This is a genomic window from Shewanella sp. SW24, from assembly GCF_025653395.1.
Taxonomy (GTDB): domain Bacteria; phylum Pseudomonadota; class Gammaproteobacteria; order Enterobacterales; family Shewanellaceae; genus Shewanella; species Shewanella oncorhynchi.
This window is the reverse complement of the sequence record NZ_JAKKSH010000022.1, coordinates 54725-72817: the sequence shown is the minus strand read 5'-3', so window position 1 is coordinate 72817 and position 18093 is coordinate 54725. Positions and strand designations below refer to the sequence as shown.

At 47.0% G+C, this 18093-nt stretch carries 12 protein-coding genes, 1 tRNA gene and 1 rRNA gene; 7 read left to right on the top strand and 7 right to left on the bottom strand.

The features are described 5' to 3' along the window. Both rrf and L5M17_RS16815 read left to right on the top strand, forming a co-directional pair. Nucleotides 1–88 (top strand): 5S ribosomal RNA (rrf, locus tag L5M17_RS16820); the annotation flags it as partial. Between the two features lie 36 nt (nucleotides 89–124). Continuing rightward, nucleotides 125–201 (top strand) — tRNA-Asp (locus tag L5M17_RS16815). Between the two features lie 494 nt (nucleotides 202–695). Here the strand turns inward: L5M17_RS16815 and rsd are convergent. Beyond that, entirely contained in the window at nucleotides 696–1175 is a 480-nt protein-coding gene (rsd, locus tag L5M17_RS16810) for a sigma D regulator (RefSeq protein ID WP_113941703.1), read from the bottom strand. Between the two features lie 457 nt (nucleotides 1176–1632). Here rsd and hemE point away from each other — a divergent pair, with 457 nt between their 5' ends. The 3 genes from hemE to L5M17_RS16795 all read left to right on the top strand — a co-directional run bounded on the left by hemE (nucleotide 1633) and on the right by L5M17_RS16795 (nucleotide 6572). Continuing rightward, complete coding sequence (hemE, locus tag L5M17_RS16805; protein ID WP_006079904.1) at nucleotides 1633–2697, top strand: uroporphyrinogen decarboxylase; 1065 nt, start codon at nucleotides 1633–1635, stop codon at nucleotides 2695–2697. A gap of 416 nt (nucleotides 2698–3113) precedes the next feature. Beyond that, complete coding sequence (locus L5M17_RS16800) at nucleotides 3114–5693, top strand: putative bifunctional diguanylate cyclase/phosphodiesterase (RefSeq protein WP_263148600.1); 2580 nt, start codon at nucleotides 3114–3116, stop codon at nucleotides 5691–5693. A 75-nt stretch (nucleotides 5694–5768) separates the two neighbouring features. Further along, on the top strand, nucleotides 5769–6572 hold the full coding sequence (locus tag L5M17_RS16795; RefSeq protein ID WP_168827793.1) for an SDR family oxidoreductase: 804 nt from the start codon (nucleotides 5769–5771) through the stop codon (nucleotides 6570–6572). 18 nt (nucleotides 6573–6590) lie between these two features. Here the strand turns inward: L5M17_RS16795 and L5M17_RS16790 are convergent, their stop codons facing one another. The 4 genes from L5M17_RS16790 to purH all read right to left on the bottom strand — a co-directional run bounded on the left by L5M17_RS16790 (nucleotide 6591) and on the right by purH (nucleotide 13360). Beyond that, nucleotides 6591–6818 (bottom strand): hypothetical protein, encoded by a 228-nt coding sequence (locus tag L5M17_RS16790; RefSeq protein WP_105250390.1) that lies wholly within the window; start codon nucleotides 6816–6818, stop codon nucleotides 6591–6593. A 170-nt stretch (nucleotides 6819–6988) separates the two neighbouring features. Continuing rightward, complete coding sequence (locus L5M17_RS16785) at nucleotides 6989–10216, bottom strand: ImpA family metalloprotease (protein WP_263148599.1); 3228 nt, start codon at nucleotides 10214–10216, stop codon at nucleotides 6989–6991. A gap of 176 nt (nucleotides 10217–10392) precedes the next feature. Further along, nucleotides 10393–11691: a phosphoribosylamine--glycine ligase gene (gene purD / locus L5M17_RS16780; protein ID WP_198572017.1), complete on the bottom strand. Its 1299-nt coding sequence runs from the start codon at nucleotides 11689–11691 to the stop codon at nucleotides 10393–10395. 70 nt (nucleotides 11692–11761) lie between these two features. Further along, a complete protein-coding gene (gene purH / locus L5M17_RS16775; protein WP_212599573.1) occupies nucleotides 11762–13360 on the bottom strand; it encodes a bifunctional phosphoribosylaminoimidazolecarboxamide formyltransferase/IMP cyclohydrolase in 1599 nt (532 codons plus the stop codon). A 352-nt stretch (nucleotides 13361–13712) separates the two neighbouring features. Here purH and zntR point away from each other — a divergent pair, with 352 nt between their 5' ends. Further along, the gene (zntR, locus tag L5M17_RS16770) at nucleotides 13713–14213 is read left to right on the top strand and encodes a Zn(2+)-responsive transcriptional regulator (protein WP_113939245.1); all 501 of its coding nucleotides are present in this window, start codon (nucleotides 13713–13715) and stop codon (nucleotides 14211–14213) included. 2 nt (nucleotides 14214–14215) lie between these two features. Next, nucleotides 14216–15715 carry an SO_0444 family Cu/Zn efflux transporter gene (locus L5M17_RS16765; protein ID WP_263148597.1) on the top strand — a complete coding sequence of 500 codons (1500 nt, stop codon included), beginning with the start codon at nucleotides 14216–14218 and terminating at the stop codon, nucleotides 15713–15715. 163 nt (nucleotides 15716–15878) lie between these two features. On the opposite strand, the gene L5M17_RS16760 is transcribed toward L5M17_RS16765, so the two are convergent. Then, nucleotides 15879–16580 (bottom strand): pseudouridine synthase, encoded by a 702-nt coding sequence (locus L5M17_RS16760; RefSeq protein WP_263148596.1) that lies wholly within the window; start codon nucleotides 16578–16580, stop codon nucleotides 15879–15881. A 261-nt stretch (nucleotides 16581–16841) separates the two neighbouring features. Then, on the bottom strand, nucleotides 16842–18008 hold the full coding sequence (locus L5M17_RS16755) for an MFS transporter (RefSeq protein ID WP_263148594.1): 1167 nt from the start codon (nucleotides 18006–18008) through the stop codon (nucleotides 16842–16844). Between the last annotated feature and the right edge of the window lie 85 nt (nucleotides 18009–18093).

The following is an 18093-nucleotide window of genomic DNA, read 5'->3' as shown; positions in this document are numbered from 1 at the left end:
CTGATCCCATCCCGAACTCAGAAGTGAAACGCAAACGCGCCGATGGTAGTGTGGGGTCTCCCCATGTGAGAGTAGGTCATCGCCAAGCGCCTAATTTAGGTTAACGTGTAGACGTTAAGCTAAAGGAGCGGTAGTTCAGTTGGTTAGAATACCGGCCTGTCACGCCGGGGGTCGCGGGTTCGAGTCCCGTCCGCTCCGCCAACATTAAGAGATAAGCCTCATCGAAAGATGAGGCTTTTTTCGTTATGGCGTTGTGGATATTTCGTGTCAGTGACGCACATGCTTCGGGCTCGAAGCATGTGGTTATCGCCATACTCGGCCATCATGTAGACGAAATCCTTACCAGAATATGAATTTTTTGTTTTAAAGCTAAACCTATTCTATTAATTAGCAAAGTTTATCCATTCCCGAAAGCACAACTGAGCCATCTTCTGTGGCTCCTCAAGACATTAATGCTATCGAGCATTACATAACAATATCGCCATACCTATTGAAACAACGATTTGCCAATGTGTGCTGCCTCGGCCATGACTACATCTGCTCTATCGGATTCAATTTGATTCAAACGGTTGCTGTCTGATGGCACTAGGACGTGTTCCTATTGTAGCCCAAAGCCATGCTACTTCATTTTCAAAACGATTGAGGGAAAGGATAGATAAGCGCACAGATGCAGCAAGGTGCGCTTAGGAAGGGGGCTACTGGTTGTGCTCAGAATGTTTGCGATGGAGAACTTCAAGTAGTTCATCTTCGAGTTCGAAGCGTGTTTCCATGTTATGGGCGAGCTCAGATAGGTCTTTATCGAGTTGATATAATACGAAATCGTCTTGTGTTTCCGCATATTTATCGTTGAAATCTAATGCTGCATTCGTGGTTGGCGTGATTTTGGGCAGTACTTGTTGCGCGAGCGTTTTGCTTGATTCGCCATATTCACTGCAGGCATTAACGACTTTATCATAGACCTCGAAATGTCCTTCGGAGACATAGTCAACTAATAAGTCACAGAAAGATTTAACATGTTCGAACGAGGGAAGCGATTTTTCTGATTTACTGTAAGGAGGAAGCCCAGCAATTTGGCAGTAATGCACTAACAGTTTTCGACGGTTTTTTAGCCATTGATCAATAAGCTTATTTGAACCGCCCCACTTCTGTTCTGCTTTTTCGAGTTCTCTCAGCATGATGCATTCCATTTAAGTGCCAGCACATAACTCTAATGTAGGGACAAGTTGCTAATCGATCAACTCTTTTCATGCGAATTTGCGAGAATGACGAAATGGACAAACCAGCTGTTTCATATCGAAAAATGCAAATAAAAAGCCCAACGATAGAAACCTATCGTTGGGCGAGTAAAGTTTATAGCAGGCTCGATGCGACGAGCTTCTTGATTGTTCTTGCTAGCGCAGACTTTTTATACCAAAGGCGGGGAACCGGCGCAACTTTTTTCTGTCTGAGTGTGACTTCGTTACGAATAAATGAGCAGTATGTTAGCTGGCTAACATTTTCCGGTTTATGCGGTCAAATCGACGCCAATGATGGGGAATAGCTCACATAAATTTGCACATAAAGGTTACATTATTCGCGTAAATGCTAAACTACCGACCCAGCGGATCTCAATAAGACTAGGAACCAAGCCCAATGGCAGAATTAAAGAATGATCGTTATTTACGCGCCCTACTAAAAGAGCCTGTCGATGTGACCCCTGTGTGGATGATGCGTCAAGCTGGCCGTTATCTTCCTGAATATAAAGCCACTCGCGCTCAAGCGGGTGACTTCATGTCTTTGTGTAAAAATCATGAGCTTGCCTGTGAAGTCACGCTGCAACCTTTACGTCGTTATGATCTTGATGCGGCGATTTTGTTTTCCGATATCCTAACTGTACCCGATGCTATGGGTTTAGGTTTGTATTTTGAGGCGGGTGAAGGCCCACGTTTCGAGCGCCCAACAGACACTATCGATGCGATCAAAAAGCTCTCAATTCCAGATCCAGAAGATGAGCTGGGTTATGTGATGAAAGCCGTTAGCACTATTCGCCGTGAACTGAATGGCGCAGTGCCGTTAATTGGCTTTTCTGGTTCACCTTGGACCTTAGCGACTTACATGGTTGAAGGTGGTTCGAGCAAAACCTTCGAAAAAATTAAGAAGATGGCTTACGCTGAGCCAATGGCATTACACATGCTGTTAGATAAATTAGCCGATTCAGTGATCCTATACCTGAATGCTCAAGTTGCTAACGGTGCGCAATCTTTGATGATTTTTGACTCATGGGGCGGCGCGTTATCGCACTCTGCTTACCGTGAGTTCTCTTTGCGTTATATGCAGAAGATTATTGATGGTCTGACACGCTTTGCCGATGGCCGTAAAGTGCCAGTGACGCTGTTTACTAAAGGCGGTGGTTTGTGGCTAGAAGCGATGGCAGAAACTGGCTGTGATGCACTAGGTTTGGATTGGACGGTAGACATTGCCGATGCCCGTCGTCGTGTCGGTCATAAAGTTGCATTGCAAGGCAACATGGACCCATCTATGTTGTATGCGCCAATTCCACGTATTGAAGAGGAAGTTGGTCATATTCTAGCGGGTTATGGTGAAGGTACTGGCCATGTATTTAACCTAGGCCATGGTATTCATCAGCATGTCGATCCAGAACATGCTGGCGCCTTTATTAAGGCGGTTCATGCACAATCAAAGCAATACCATAAGTAATTTTTGGTTTGCGAAACAGGCCCGCTTGCGGGCCTGTTTTATATCCGACATTTGAATTTGATAGCGTTGGAGCTTCTGGCGAAGGTATCTTTATGGATTAGCGTATGCGGTGGTTTCTATCGTCTGCGAGCTTAATGAGTCTTACTTTTAAATAACGACTTAAATACCCTATATTCACATACTGATTATGTGTGAATTATCTTGATAAAAAGTAAAATTCAGAATTGTTTAATTTATAAATTTTATTTTTAAATCAAAGGTATAAAATTGATTTAATTGCATGAAAATGTCTACTTTAGCAACGACTAAAGCGAAGTGATGTTTAATACTATTCGCAAATAAGATATGTTGCATGGCGCAGTGAAGGATTATGCAAGGCCGTCAATCAATTTAGTCATAACAAGCCGTGGTAAGAGATGCACATTGGCAAGAAAATAATGGTATTTATTGCGGGCTTTTGTCTCCCTGCGGTGGTAATTGTCTCCTATTGTCTTGGTTATTGGTACGACCATCGCGTCGAGCTATTACGTCAAGATAGTGCTAACCGTGAGCTTGCCAATATCCAGCAGCAGTTTCAAATTGATGTCGATCGCTTAACCTTTCTCACTAATATCTATGCCTTACCTTTGTCTCAATTAGATGAAGACCAACTTAAAAAGCTTGAATCCTCGTGGCGCGATAGCTCAATGTCAGCCAATCTGAGTTGGTATATTCTACGGCAGGGTGAATTGCACCCTTTTTTCCCCAATGAACGTCCCTTTGAGAATGATAAGTTACGAGAAATCGCCAGTGCTATTGTCAGTGCCGATAAGCCCAGTGTTGCTGGCGCTTATTTGATGGGCAAGTATGCTTATGTCGTTACTTCCGTGGCTTCTGCGCCCAATGAATCTGTGCTGCTGGTACGCCAACTGACTGATAAAGACTTACTGGAATATGCTCAGGCCTTATTGGTGACTAAGGTGAGCATGAGCCATTCTCGCGAAGTTACGCCAACAGTTGATGGTGTGCACAGTGACGCGATTAACATTCCAAGTCTGTTAAAAGATAAGCCTGTCTACCTGCAAGTGCTGTTTTCCGATGGTCCCTTTAGAGAGGTTAAATTTCAACTCGATTGGGTATCGCTCGGATTTATTCTCTTTGGTGTGTTTATTGTTGGTCTTGGTTATATTTGGCTGCGTTCGGGCTTACTCAAACCCTTTAAAAATCTGATGCATCAATTGGCGCTGGTCGATCCTATGTCCAGTGTCTATCAACCCGTTACAAGCGAGGGTAATGAAGAATTAGAAGTGCTCGCCAGCCGTGTTAATAGCTTGCTGGCAAGAATTTATCAGCAAAAAGAACGCGCGAAAATCACCTTAGAATCCATTGCTGAAGCGGTGATTTTGACCGATGTCGATGCCAACGTGATTTATATGAATCCGCGGGCCGAGTTGCTTCTCGATGTTGCTAGTTGCTATGCCATAGGTCAGAGCCTTGCGAGTCTGTTAAAGGCTGGGGAGCAGTTGAATCAGGCGGTTTTTACCTGCATTCGTCTCGAAGAATCAGCACCGCAGGTCGAGAAAATCAAGCTATTAACTGCTTCGCCTCGGATTATGGAGCGCAGTATCAGCAATCTGCGCAATCACGATAAAGAAATTGTTGGTACTGTCGTGGTATTGCGGGATATCACTCAAGAAGAGTTGCTTAAACACCAGCTACAAAAAAGGGCAAATTTCGATAGCATTACAGGGCTGCTAAACCGTCAGGCATTTGATGAGCAGTTACCCCAATTTGCCGCCTCTGCTAAAACCATCGCCGTTTGTTATCTCGATTTGGAGCAATTCAAGTTAATTAACGACAGTTGTGGCCATACTGCAGGCGATCGTATGCTTGCTATGGTGGCTAAGGCCATGCAGGCTTGTCTTGGGCCACAGGAGTTATTGGCGCGCCTTGGTGGCGATGAGTTTGGTTTAGTGATTTGTAATCGTAGTGCCTTATCTGTGGCGCAATTACTGAAGCAAATGATCGCGCAAGTCTCCATGCAAGTGTTGAACGATAAAAACTGTAATTATAAAGTTGGCCTCAGCATAGGTGTCGCTTTTGGTCGTGCGCCCTATATTGATGCTCAAGAATTATTAAAAGACGCGGACATTGCCTGCATTGCCGCTAAAGCTAAGGGGGCTAATCAAATTCATTTTTACGATGATAAAGATAAAGAGCTCACCTACCAAAGAAATGCGCCTAAATGGGCGGTACGTATTGCGCAAGCGATTGAAGAAAATGAGTTGATTCTGTATTACCAACCGATCCGCGGACTAGGCAGTGGTCCGCAGCGACAACGAATGGAAATCCTGCTACGAATTCAAGAGCCCTGTGGCCGCATTTTGGCGCCTGCGCAGTTTATAGCCGCCGCTGAACGTTTTAAGTTGATGCCAGATATCGATAAAGAAGTCATCCGCAAAGCTTTTTTATGGTTGTCTTTGAACCCCGTGCTTTGGCCTGATCATTGTATTTCGATCAACCTTTCAGGCAATAGTTTAGGTGCCGAAGGTATGGTGGAATATATCGCCCAGCAGCAACACATTTTTGATATTCCAAGCCAATGTATTTGTTTTGAAATTACTGAAACCACCGCGATCCAAAATCGCAATCGTGGTATGGAAATGTTGAAGCAGTTACGTAAACTCGGTTTTTCATTTGCACTGGATGATTTTGGCAGTGGTTTTGCCTCTTATGGTTATCTGCGTGAGCTGCCGGTGGATTATGTCAAAATCGACGGCTGTTTTATTAAGAACCTCGCCGTGAATGCTAAAGACTACGCCATCGTTAAATCGATTCAGGATGTTTGTCGGGTTATGGGAATCGAGACTGTTGCTGAATTTGTTGAGAATCAGGATATTGTTGACAGGTTGTTGAGCATAGGCATTAACTATGCGCAAGGTTATGCGATAGGGCGCCCGCAACCCTTAGCTAATTATCGTGAGCAATACGAGATGAGGCTTGCACAACGCGCGTGAAGGATTGCGCTTTTAGCGTGATTATGCCAATTTAGCAAAAGGCGTAATTAACATAGCGATAACAAAGGAATGACTATGGATGGACTCACTGGCAAGGTCGTGATCATCACGGGTGCCTCAGAAGGTATTGGTCGGGCGCTCGCAGTGGCAATGGCGCGAATGGGCTGCCAACTAGTGCTCAGTGCGCGTAATGAAACACGTCTCGCCTCACTCGCTTTAGAAATCGCTAATTATGGTCCGCCTCCTTTTGTATTTGCCGCCGATGTCTCCAGCCCAGAACAGTGTGAAGCCTTAGTTGAAGCTGCTGTTGCGCATTATGGCCATCTCGATATTTTGATTAACAATGCTGGCATGACTATGTGGTCACGTTTTGATGAACTGACTCAGCTCTCGGTGCTTGAAGACATAATGCGGGTGAATTATCTTGGTCCTGCGTATTTAACCCATGCCGCGTTACCGCACTTGAAAGCCAGTAAAGGCCAAGTGGTGGTTGTGGCGTCAGTCGCTGGATTAACGGGCGTTCCTACTCGCAGCGGTTATGCCGCTTCTAAACATGCTGTGATTGGTTTTTTCGATTCTTTGCGGATTGAATTAGTGGATGATAATGTGGCCGTAACTGTTATTTGCCCCGATTTTGTAGTGTCACAAATTCACAAACGTGCCCTCGATGGTGCAGGTCATCCTTTAGGTAAATCTCCGATGCAGGAAGCTAAGATACTGACGGCTGAGCAATGCGCTAATATGATGTTGCCAGTGATTGCAACTCGAGGCCGTCAACTGATTACTTCACTTCGCGGTCGTTTGGGGCGTTGGCTTAAGCTGATCGCGCCAGGCTTAATCGACAAAATTGCCCGCAGGGCGATCGCCTCCGGGCATTAAAGTCTTTGCCACTACAAGCTATTTGCCACTCTTATTGAGGTGCTTAATGATTGATTGTTCTGCCTCACTTTGGGTCGCTTTGTCCCCATCGATATCGATAGTCACAGTCGCGTTATGGCCCGTCATATCCTCTGCAATATGAAACCAATCTGGATGCCAGTAAAAGCTGGCTCCTTCTAGGGTTTGCCAGTTATGTACGCCTGATTTTTCACCTTGATAAATAAGATCTTTTATCGAATAACCCATATATTTACCCCATTAATTTCATGATTGTTAAAAATATAAGAAGCTAAATGGTGCACGTCATCTTAACCTAGGTATGTGCTTTACATCACATTTTCAGGTAAACATAAACCCCGCCAGAGCGAGGTTTATGAATAGCGTTAGTATCTTAGCGAGATTAAGGTTTAGCACACTTATGGTTTGGTGCACTGGGTTGGCGAACCCACGCCTTTCCACTGTGTAGTGCCATCAGTGAGTGACAGGGGCACAAAGGTTAAACCTTGGCTCATATTGGCGGGTGGCAAGTCGGTTTCTAACTCATACATGCCCATGGGGATAGCCCCTGATGTGGCATTGGCGGCTGTTTGCGAGGCCGCAAGGCTTGAGTAGTGCAGGCCTAACATATCGAAATGGCTGCGCCAATCTTTGCCTGTGAGTTTACTCAAAGACACCAGCATAAAGTCGTTGCCCGGAATATCTTTCACCGTTTTGCCACCGTAGACACTATTGCCTTCAAACGGAAATTGGCCAAAGCCCAGTTTGCTACGAATCGCTTCCCAATCACTGGCGTTATTCGCATATTTACCGAAAATACGACTGTGTTGATACAGCAAGGTAAAGAGATTAAAGCCATTGTTCAGAGTAGTGCCGTCACTGAGCGTCATGCCGTGAGCCTTAAGCGCCATTTGGATGTAAAACGCCATGCGATAACCGTTATGGACAGCATAAGCATTGCTGGCCCAAGGCGCAGTGTATCTGTCTTCACCAACATCGAGCACCTTACAATTGGCGCCAAACACTAGGCGTTTACCACTGGTGTCTGTTGTACCTGCGGCATCGGACATAAACACATAAAAGAGATCCTTGTGGTTCATGTGACCATCGGTCACTGTGCCTGTATTGCCGTCGCGCAGATAATGGGTTTTCCACTTCACCACATAGGGGAAGATATTGTTGGAGTTTTCCCCTGCGCGGCTGCCATAACCTGCCCAGTTATCATGATCATTTGCCGCAGCATATTGCACATTGAGACGGTTAGTTTGCAGATTGTGGCCTAACTCATGGTTATCACCCCAACCCGTTGGGTCGATATTCCATGCTGCGTCCCAAGGATTACCGCTACAACCTCCACCGCACTGGGCATTTTGGTCATAATTCGCGTGTTGAATGATAGTGCGGGTATGCAGACTATTATCGATACAGTCGTCGCCAAACAGTCCTTTGCAGGCCGCTAGCACATCGGCGGGTAAGGATTCACTTAAGCTCTTGCCTTGGATCTTAAGTCCCGCAAGGGTGTAAACACTGTTGATATGGTCATCGACAATACTTTTGAGTAGCGCGTTTACATCGGGCACATCCCCGCCGATGGCGTTTAAAAAGCGGTCGCGACGCAGATGCTGCTCGGCACCATCGGTACGTAAGTCCACATGGGGTAATTCGGTATTTTGGATGCGATCGTTAAAGGCTGCTATTTCTGCAGGGTTTGAAAAATCCATAATGGTCGGATGTTTAGCCACATGCTCAGCGCTGACTTCGACACTTAACGCGCCGCCATCAGCACTCGAAGTATCGATATACAGATAAATCGGCCCGCCGTAGGGGGAAGAAAATTCAAGACTTTGTCCTTGAGCTAAGCGCAGGCGTTGCTGCGCCAACTCCAATGGACCGCGGTAGATTTTCTGCTCATAGGCACGGTTAGTATTGCGTCTGTGGTAGTTGAGTTTGATCTCCACATTCGCAGCGCTGCTATCGAGACGAGTCAGTTTAATGGTTTGTCCTGGCAGCGCATACCAGCCCGTGGTCGTCCATTGGCCTGCATAGGGCACGCTAATGGTTTTATGTTCTGTGACTGTCGCAGGATAAGCGTAGTGCGCATTGCTGCCCTTGCTGAGGTTGGCTCTGTCGGTAACATATTCACCTAAATCTGGCTGGGCTAAGTTATGGCTACGGGCATAGCTGACGGTCCAATCGGCAAACAGGGCCTGCTGCCACTGGGCATATTCGCTGTAGGCAATGGGATAGTCAATCTCGCTGCGATACTTATCGGCGAGCATCAGTCCGGCTTTCATCAAGGGGAAGTCTGCTTTGGTAAACACATCGATAGCATGGTTATCTAAGGTTTCAGCATTGGCTCGATACCAATCGGCACCCGCCTTGAATGAGTCAACAAAGGCGGCAGTATTACAGCTCAAGTAATTACCGCCGCAGTCGTTGAGTACTGAGGTGTCGAAGCGGCCTTCGTTAAGCTTACCGAGCAGATTATTCACCTTGGCCAGGGCGGTGTCTTCGACCAAAATGTCGGTCACACTGAGGTTATTGGTATTGAGTTTTGACCAGTAATTGCCAGAGGTAGAAAGCCCCATCTCAAGGTAAAGTGGCGACAGTATTGGGCTTTCATTACGCCAGTAGTTAGAGAGCAACAAGGGAATTCCTGCCGCTTTGGCCTTAGCGATCGCGGCTTTTATACCTGCAAAACCGAGTGACTGACGGTCTATGTCACTAATGATAATTAGATCTGGTTTCAGTGTGTTGATACAGTTGCTTAACTCGCTGTAGTCACAGGTATTTGCTGTATTAATGCTATGGGCTGCGGGGTAGTTGTTTGTGAGCCAAGTGCGGATCCCTTCATTATGGGGAAAGTACCAACTGTCAGCCTTGCTCGGCATTTGGGCGGTCACTATGCTGAGGCCGTCTTTTTTATCGGCACCTTTGGTCAGCCAGCCTAAAAGATTTTTCAATAAAGTATCAGTTTGCGCCGAAGTGTTGACGGAAAACAGATTTCCTCCCATGGCCGCATATCTTTGCCCCTGTTGCTCGCCCGCCATCACTAACCCACGAACGGCGCTTTCCCCACTGCCATCGACATTTGATGGCAAGACTGTAAAAGTGTTCTCCGGCATAAAGCTCGAAAAGGTAATTGAGTCATGGGTTGGATGCCAAGAGATGCTGCTACCGACACCTTGATATAGCTGATTTATCTGGGCTTTACGTTTGATGTCGATATTAGCGAGTTCGGCGATGCTGAAATCAATTAACTCACTCGCATTGGCAAGCCTGTGGTCTTGGTGCTTAATGGCATTTTCGGCATTACTGATAAATGTCGGCGTGATAGTGCAATCGGCCGTCATGGCCGCAGTGGTGTAAGTCAGCACATTGAGTGTGCCACCACAGCCAGTAATGCCCTCAAGTGTAAAGCCGGTATCGGCTGTAATGCTAAAAATAGCGCTTTTGCCAGACTCCACTTTTTGGCTGCTTGGACTCAGTGCGCCACCTATTACCGATAGGCTGCTGGCGGTGTATTGCACCAGCGCGGGAGGTTGGACTGGCGGCTGAGTGGGTGTTGTCGTGCCAGTATCTTCTGAGCCGCCACCGCATCCGCTAAGCAGTATGGCAATGTAGGCATAAAGTAGTCTAATCCTCATGGGAGTCCTTGAACCTTGTGTATTTAACATTTGGTTGACATTGTATCTTGTTGCTCCTGTTTTCAATAGAATTAATTATATAATTTTATTGAAAATCATGATGTTATATTTGACGCTTGTCAAAAAACAGGCACAAAAAAACCGGCTTCTTGCCGGTTTTTTAATAGAGATATTAATTAATCTTGCTGTTCACGTGCGATTGCGCGATAACCAATATCGGTACGGAAATACACATCATCCCAGTGAATTTCATCAACCAATTTATAGGCGGCTTTTTGCGCTTCGGTGACTGTGTTACCCAGTGCCGTCGCACACAATACGCGACCGCCGTTGGTAACGACGTGGCCGTTTTTCATCTCAGTGCCCGCATGGAACACTTTGCCATTGTTATCGCCAAGGCTGAGACCGTCAATCACATCAAATTTGCGATACTCATCTGGGTAACCGCCAGCGGCCAATACCACGCCCACGGCTGCGCGCTCGTCGTATTCAGCTGTCACTTTATCTAACTCGCCACGGGTGGCGGCTAAACAAAGTTCCACTAAGTCAGACTTTAAACGCATCATAATCGGCTGAGTTTCTGGATCGCCGAAGCGGCAGTTGTACTCGAGTACTTTGGCGCTGCCATCGGGCGATATCATCAAACCCGCATACAGGAAGCCTGTGTAGATATTGCCTTCTGCCGCCATACCATCAACCGTTGGGCGAATGACGTTCGCCACAGTCCAATCGTGTACCGCTTGAGTCACCACAGGTGCTGGCGAGTAAGCGCCCATGCCGCCCGTGTTTGGGCCGTAATCGCCGTTATCACGGGCTTTATGATCTTGGCTGGTGGCCATTGGCAGAATGTTTTTACCATCGACCATCACGATAAAGCTGGCTTCTTCGCCCTTGAGAAACTCTTCAATCACTACGCGCGAACCCGCCTCGCCAAACTTGTTACCGGCGAGCATGTCATCAATTGCGGCATCGGCTTCGGCTTGGTTTTGGGCGATGATCACGCCTTTGCCCGCGGCTAAACCGTCAGCTTTGATGACCACTGGATAACCTGTTGTGGCCGTTAATTCACGCACGAAAGCTTTGGCATCGCTGATTTCAGTGCAGTTTTTATAACCCGCCGTAGGAATATTGTGGCGGGCTAAAAAGTCTTTAGTGAAGGCTTTTGAACCTTCGAGTTGGGCTGCGGCCTTAGTTGGGCCAAAAATCGCTAAACCTGCGGCGTTGAAGGCATCGACGACACCGATAACGAGTGGTGCTTCTGGGCCGACTATGGTCAGTTCAATCTTATTGGTTTTCGCAAAATCGAGCAGAGCAGGGATGTCGGTGGCGCTGATCGCCAGATTTTCAACATTAGGTTCTAGGGCTGTGCCCGCATTGCCGGGTGCTACATAAACGGTATCAACTTGAGCCGATTGAGCGGCTTTCCAAGCTAGGGCATGTTCGCGGCCGCCACCACCAATGATTAACACTTTCATGGTTAAAACTCCCACACATCGCAAAGGAAAAGGCCCTAATCGCTAGGGCCAAGTTTGATTTAAGTTGTTATCAATGACGGAAGTGGCGCATGCCTGTCATCACCATGGCCATGCCGTGCTCGTCTGCAGCAGCGATGATTTCAGCATCGCGCATTGAGCCGCCCGGTTGGATGATACAGCTAATGCCCGCAGCCGCTGCGGCATCGATACCGTCACGGAAGGGGAAGAAAGCATCGGACGCCATCACAGAGTTCACCACTTCTAAGCCTTCATCTGCGGCCTTGATGCCGGCGATTTTAGCGCTGTAAACGCGGCTCATTTGGCCTGCGCCGACACCGATAGTCATGCCGTCTTTGGCATAAACGATGGCGTTAGATTTAACGAATTTCGCCACTTTCCAGCAGAACATTAAGTCTTTCAGTTCGCTTGCAGTAGGTTGACGTTTAGAAACCACTTTGATGTCTTCTAAACCGACCATGCCTTGGTCGCGATCTTGTACCAGCAAGCCGCCGTTAACACGTTTGTAGTCTAAGGTTTGGGTCTTAGTATTCCATTGACCACATTCTAATAAACGCACGTTGGTCTTTTTCGCAACCACATCGCGCGCCGCTTGGCTAACGCTTGGGGCGATAATCACTTCAACGAATTGACGCTCAACGATCGCACTCGCCGTCGCAGCATCTAATTCGCCGTTGAAGGCGATAATGCCACCGAAGGCTGAGGTTGGGTCAGTTTGATAAGCGCGGTTATAGGCATCGAGTAAGTCTTTACCTAAGGCCACACCACAGGGGTTAGCGTGTTTAACGATAACACAGGCGGGTTCCAAGAATTCTTTTACGCACTCAAGGGCGGCATCGGTATCGGCAATATTGTTGTAAGACAAGGCTTTGCCTTGCAACTGAATCGCGGTAGCCACAGAAGCTTCATCAATTTTAGTGTCAACATAGAAAGCCGCTGCTTGATGGCTGTTTTCGCCATAGCGTAAGTCTTGTTTCTTCACTAATTGGGTGTTGAACGTGCGTGGGAACTTAGAATCAGCAAAGCATTCGTCCGTGCTGTGTGCTGGAACCATAGTACCGAAGTAGTTGGCGATCATGCCATCGTAACCCGCAGTGTGCTCAAAGGCCGCAATCGCTAAATCGAAACGCGTCGCATGGGTCGTGCAGCCATTGTTAGCCGTCATTTCTGCAAGTACGCGATCGTAATCGGCCGCATTCACCACGATAGTCACATCTTTATGGTTTTTCGCCGCAGCGCGCACCATAGTTGGACCGCCAATATCGATATTTTCGATAGCGTCTTCTAAGGTACAACCGGCTTTAGCTACAGTTTCAGCGAAGGGATAAAGGTTAACCGCAACCAGATCGATGGCATTGATATTGTTGTCGGCCATCACGCTTTCATCAAGACCGCGGCGCGCTAAAATGCCGCCGTGCACTTTAGGGTGCAGCGTCTTAACGCGACCGTCCATGATCTCAGGGTGTCCTGTGTAATCAGATACTTCGATAACAGGCACGCCGTTATCCGCTAACAGGCGAGCGGTGCCGCCAGTCGATAACAATTCTACACCTTGGGCGTGAAGTGCTTTGGCGAACTCGAGAATTCCGGTTTTATCTGAAACGCTTAACAGCGCGCGACGAATGGGTCTGGCATTATTTGCAGCAGTCATTTGGGTACAGGGTCCAGTTATTTTAGTTTCAAGGATCTTTCGGAAAACAGAACAGCCTTAACGCTGTACTGCTTTCCAAAAGTCCCTTGGTCCTATTTTTACTTTATTAGTTAACTTTTTATCCCTTCGTCACAGCGCGCGTATTCTAGCGTAAAACTCGATTTACGGGTGTTTTTTCTGCGTGATTTCACAATATTCATATCAGAACAAAGCGGCATTGCCGTCTTGGCTTTCAGTAAAGTTAAAATTACCTCTTGACCTTGGAGCAGGCTCCAAGGTTTATACTTGCATTATTGAGTTGTATGCTGGAAATGATCCCTGAGTTGTGGGCTATTTCGCAAAGGATGAAGACATGTATCGTATTGGTGAATTGGCGGATTTATGTGAGGTGAAAGCCGACACGTTAAGATTCTACGAGAAGCACGGCCTACTCGCGCCGTCGAGCCGTACTGAGTCTGGCTATCGAGTATATACCGAGGCCGATGCTGCGCGATTACGCTTTATTTTACGGGCGAAAGCTGTGGGTTTTACCCTCAATGAAATCAGTGAATTGCTGTCAATTGAACTCGATAAATCTAACCGAGTCTGTGCCGATGTAAAAGGCATGGTTGATTGTAAATTGGCTCAAGTACAGGCCAAAATTGCTGAGCTGAATCATTTTCAAGCGAGTTTACAAAGCTTGTCTGATGCTTGCTGTGGTGGGCCACGTAGCGCCGAACATTGCTCTATTTTAGAGGCGTTGGAGTCCAGCACTGAGCGGGTACGCGTTGAGCATCACTCTCATAATGTAAATCAGTACCAAGCGCACCAGAATAATCACGGCAAAGCCATTTATGAAGAGTCAGGGAATTAATTATGTTATTGAAGAATTTTATTGATCTGTTTTTAGACTCGGCGCCTTGGTTATTACTGGGCCTGATTTTAGCTGGGCTATTAAAAGTATTCGTGCCAATGGCGTGGATGCAAAAGCAGCTCGGTGGTCACGGTTTTAAAACCGTAGTGAAAGCGGCGCTGCTTGGCGCACCTTTACCTTTGTGTTCTTGTGGCGTTATTCCTGCGGCGGTAGGATTGCGCCGTTCTGGTGCCTCTAAAGCAGCAACGACTTCCTTTTTAGTGTCGACGCCAGAAACGGGCGTCGATTCAATCGCCGTTTCCTACGTGTTACTCGGCCCCTTTATGGCGATCGTCAGACCGATTGCAGCGATTACCAGTGCGATTGTGGCTGGCTTACTCGTTGGTCGCGATGATGACGATGGCAAGTCAGTGGTTAAGGTAAATACTCAATCAGATAAGCCATTAGAGGGGGAGGCGTCAGTGGCGTCTTGCTGTGCCTCAAAATCAGTGGCTCAGCCAGAGATGGTAAAAGCCGAAGCGGTTAAAAGCTGCTGCTCATCGACTACGCCTACGATAACGCCCGTAAAGTCTTCCTGCTGTGGTAATAACGGTGTTGATGCACCTGCAGCCGAGCCAAAGCCGAAGATCAAAATGACGCCTATGGCGGCGCCGAGCTTAATGGCGGGTCCTTCAAGTGTTATGGCTGTTGGCGGTCAAACCATGGGATCTGTTCAAACTATGGGTTCTGTGGTCAAGGTTAACGCTGCTGAAAGCGTGGGGTCATGTTGTGGCAGTCAAACCACAGAGCCTGAAAAAATAGTGGTGGTGAAAAAAGGCGCTTGCTGTGGTGGCAGTGCTAAGGATGCTGAGCAGGTTAGTGCTAACACTGCAGGCGATAGCTGCTGTGCGTCTACTCAAGATATGGCGACTGAGTTTAAGTCGCAATCGGTACTCAGTCGTATCGGAATTGGCCTTAAATATGCGGCAACGGATTTAGTGCGTGATACTACGCTGTGGCTGCTGGTGGGCTTATTTTTCGCAGCTCTGGTACAAACCTATGTGCCGGCTGACTTTTTAGCTAAATGGGGCGATGGCATTCTGGCTATGCTAGTGATGGTGCTCGTTTCTGTGCCTATGTATATTTGCGCGACCGCATCGACACCGATTGCCGCTGGATTATTACTGGCGGGAGTGTCACCGGGTGCTGTACTCGTGTTTATGATGGCAGGTCCGGCAACCAATATAGCGACTTTAGGCATAGTGGCTAAAGAGCTAGGTAAACGTGCGCTGTGGGGCTACCTTGGCGGTGTGATTGGCGTGGCCTTAGTGGCCGGTATGTTGGTCAATTATCTGGTTAATACCTTTGGTTTTGTGGTGATGCCACAAATTGGTGAAGAGCACCAAATGTTACCTCAATGGTTAGTGGCAACCTCTGGCATATTGCTGGCGTTACTCATGGCAAAAGTGGTTTTTGAGAAGATCCCAAGAAGCTGGGTTCGCCGCAACGATTGCTGTTCTTAGTCGATTCATATTCCACCAAGCAGTATCAAACAAATAAACATCCCAGTGTTGTTGCTAACACTGGGATTTTTTATGGGATTGATTTGCAAACCTATCAGTATTTGTTTGCTTTTTTATCGTCGATAAACGTAGGCGGCCTGTCGGCTTCAGCCTTGTTAATTGATTAGGATGTGAAGGAGCTTATCTCCGCCAAGGTTAAGTTGCGCCATTTCCCTACATCGATATCTAAGGTCACTGCGCCAATTTGCGCCCTGTGTAGGGCAACCACTTTATTGCCCACGGCGGCAAACATCCTTTTGACTTGATGAAACTTGCCTTCGGTGAGCGTGAGTAGCACGGTTTTTTCATCCACTTGCTGCAGTATTGCTGGCAGAGTGAGGGCGGTTTCGCCCTGTAGATTTAGCCCTGCGGCAAACTTTGCGGCTATGGCTGCAGTCGCTTCGCTGTTGAGTGGATCTCGCAGTTGGACACGATAGATTTTTTCGCACTGATATTGAGGTGAGATAATATTAAACGACCAGCGGCCATCGTCAGTCAGTAGCACTAAGCCTGTGGTATCAGCATCTAGGCGGCCAACGATGTGCAGGTCAAATGCGCGATCGATATCGAGCAGATGAAATAGCGAAGGGTAGGCTCCATCCATATTTGAGCACAAGGTATTAGCAGGTTTGTGCAACATGATATAGCGAGATGGGCGTGGCGCTAGCGGCTTTTCATTAAGGCTGACAGTATTATTTTCATGCACTTGCATCGCGCAGTCTGTCGCGATAGCGCCATTGACTGTGATTGAGCCGCTAAGAATGGCGACTCTTGCGGCTTTGCGATCAAGATCTGTGCTTTTACAGAGGAATTTATCGAGGCGCATAGTGAAATCTCAGGAAAAACAATCAGCACAGGTGTTTAAGTAAGCTGCATTATCGCGACTTAGGGAGGATAAGCAACTGCTCTGTCTGAATGTTAAAACTAAGCGTACTGATTTTTAACATTATGACCTTTGTGGATCATCTTGCTGTTCGTTTTGTGTTGATTTGACCGCAGATGTTTTCTATTTGAGCCACTCGATGAGCATATCGTTCATTAAGTGGCTGCTTATTGAGTTGCAGTGCAATGTATTTTATGGGACTTGTTAAGGCGAGGAAAAACTTGGCTTAGTGTTAATAAGTAATTGAGCAAAAATGTAAATACTGCTCAGAATACAGCATATTCCTAAATAAATGAGTAAGCCGAACTCCGTTTGGCCAAAACTGCTGGCCACTAATGGGCCTATCACTGACCCCACCGAATAGCTCAGTAGCATCACTTGAGTCGCTGAAACAATTTGGCTAGCAGGCAAGTCGTCACAAGCTAAGCTGATTGCAATCGGGTAAAGGGCAAAAGCGCTGGCGCCAAGCAAGAGAAATCCAATAATCAGTGTCATATTTGAATGCTGAGTGAGTAGCAATAATGCTGCGACACCCAGTAGGCAAAAGCTTACTATCAAGCCACTTTTGTTAACTCGAGGAGATAAATAACTGACTAAAGGTTGTACCAGCATGCCACCTACAATGATGAGGGCCATAAATTGTCCTGTTTGCTGATCAAGCCCCATATCCAGTGCCACATAGATGGGAAGTAAACCATAGATAGGGCCAAGCAATAATCCAGAGACTAAACATCCCATAATGGCAGGCTGACTTAGGTTTTTTAGCGCAGACAATGACATTGATTGTTGTTCGCTTACCTGAGGTTGACCGCGTTTTACCAGTAGTGCGGGTAAACTTGCCGCGGCTAATAATCCCATGATCACTAGGTAAGGTAGATTGCCCTTTGTACCTAAATAATCAATGGCTAATTGTCCTAAGGCAGTGCCTCCATAAAGCGCTGTCATATAAAGTCCAAGCCGCTTAGCGCGTTGCTTTTGGGTATCGGCCATTAATAGCCATGATTCAACCACCACAAAAACTCCTGCAACCGCAAATCCCGCTATTAGTCGAGAGGCTAACCAGACTCCACTTTTTGGGATTAATATCATAGCGACAACGCTGCAAAGAAGGATATTCAAAAAAAGGATAAAGGCTTTACTGTGGCCGATACGGGCAACAACAGGAGCAATACAAGGCGCCCCCAGTAATAAACCTAAATAAAAAATACTGGCCAGTAATGGAGCAAGTGAGGTGCTGAGTTCGAAAAAAGTGAGCGACAGTGGGATTAAGCTCATCAAGTAGCCTGATGCCAAAGCAAACAAACTTAACCCTGCTACTGGGACGAAAAGGCTGGGCTTTTGAGCCGACTGAGTTAAGGCAATTTTTTCCACGGGCGGTTCCGAAAACAGACAAATAATATACAGCGGGCGGGGTTGCGGTCGCGACTTTAGGCTGGATCGCTGACAGGGTAAAGTG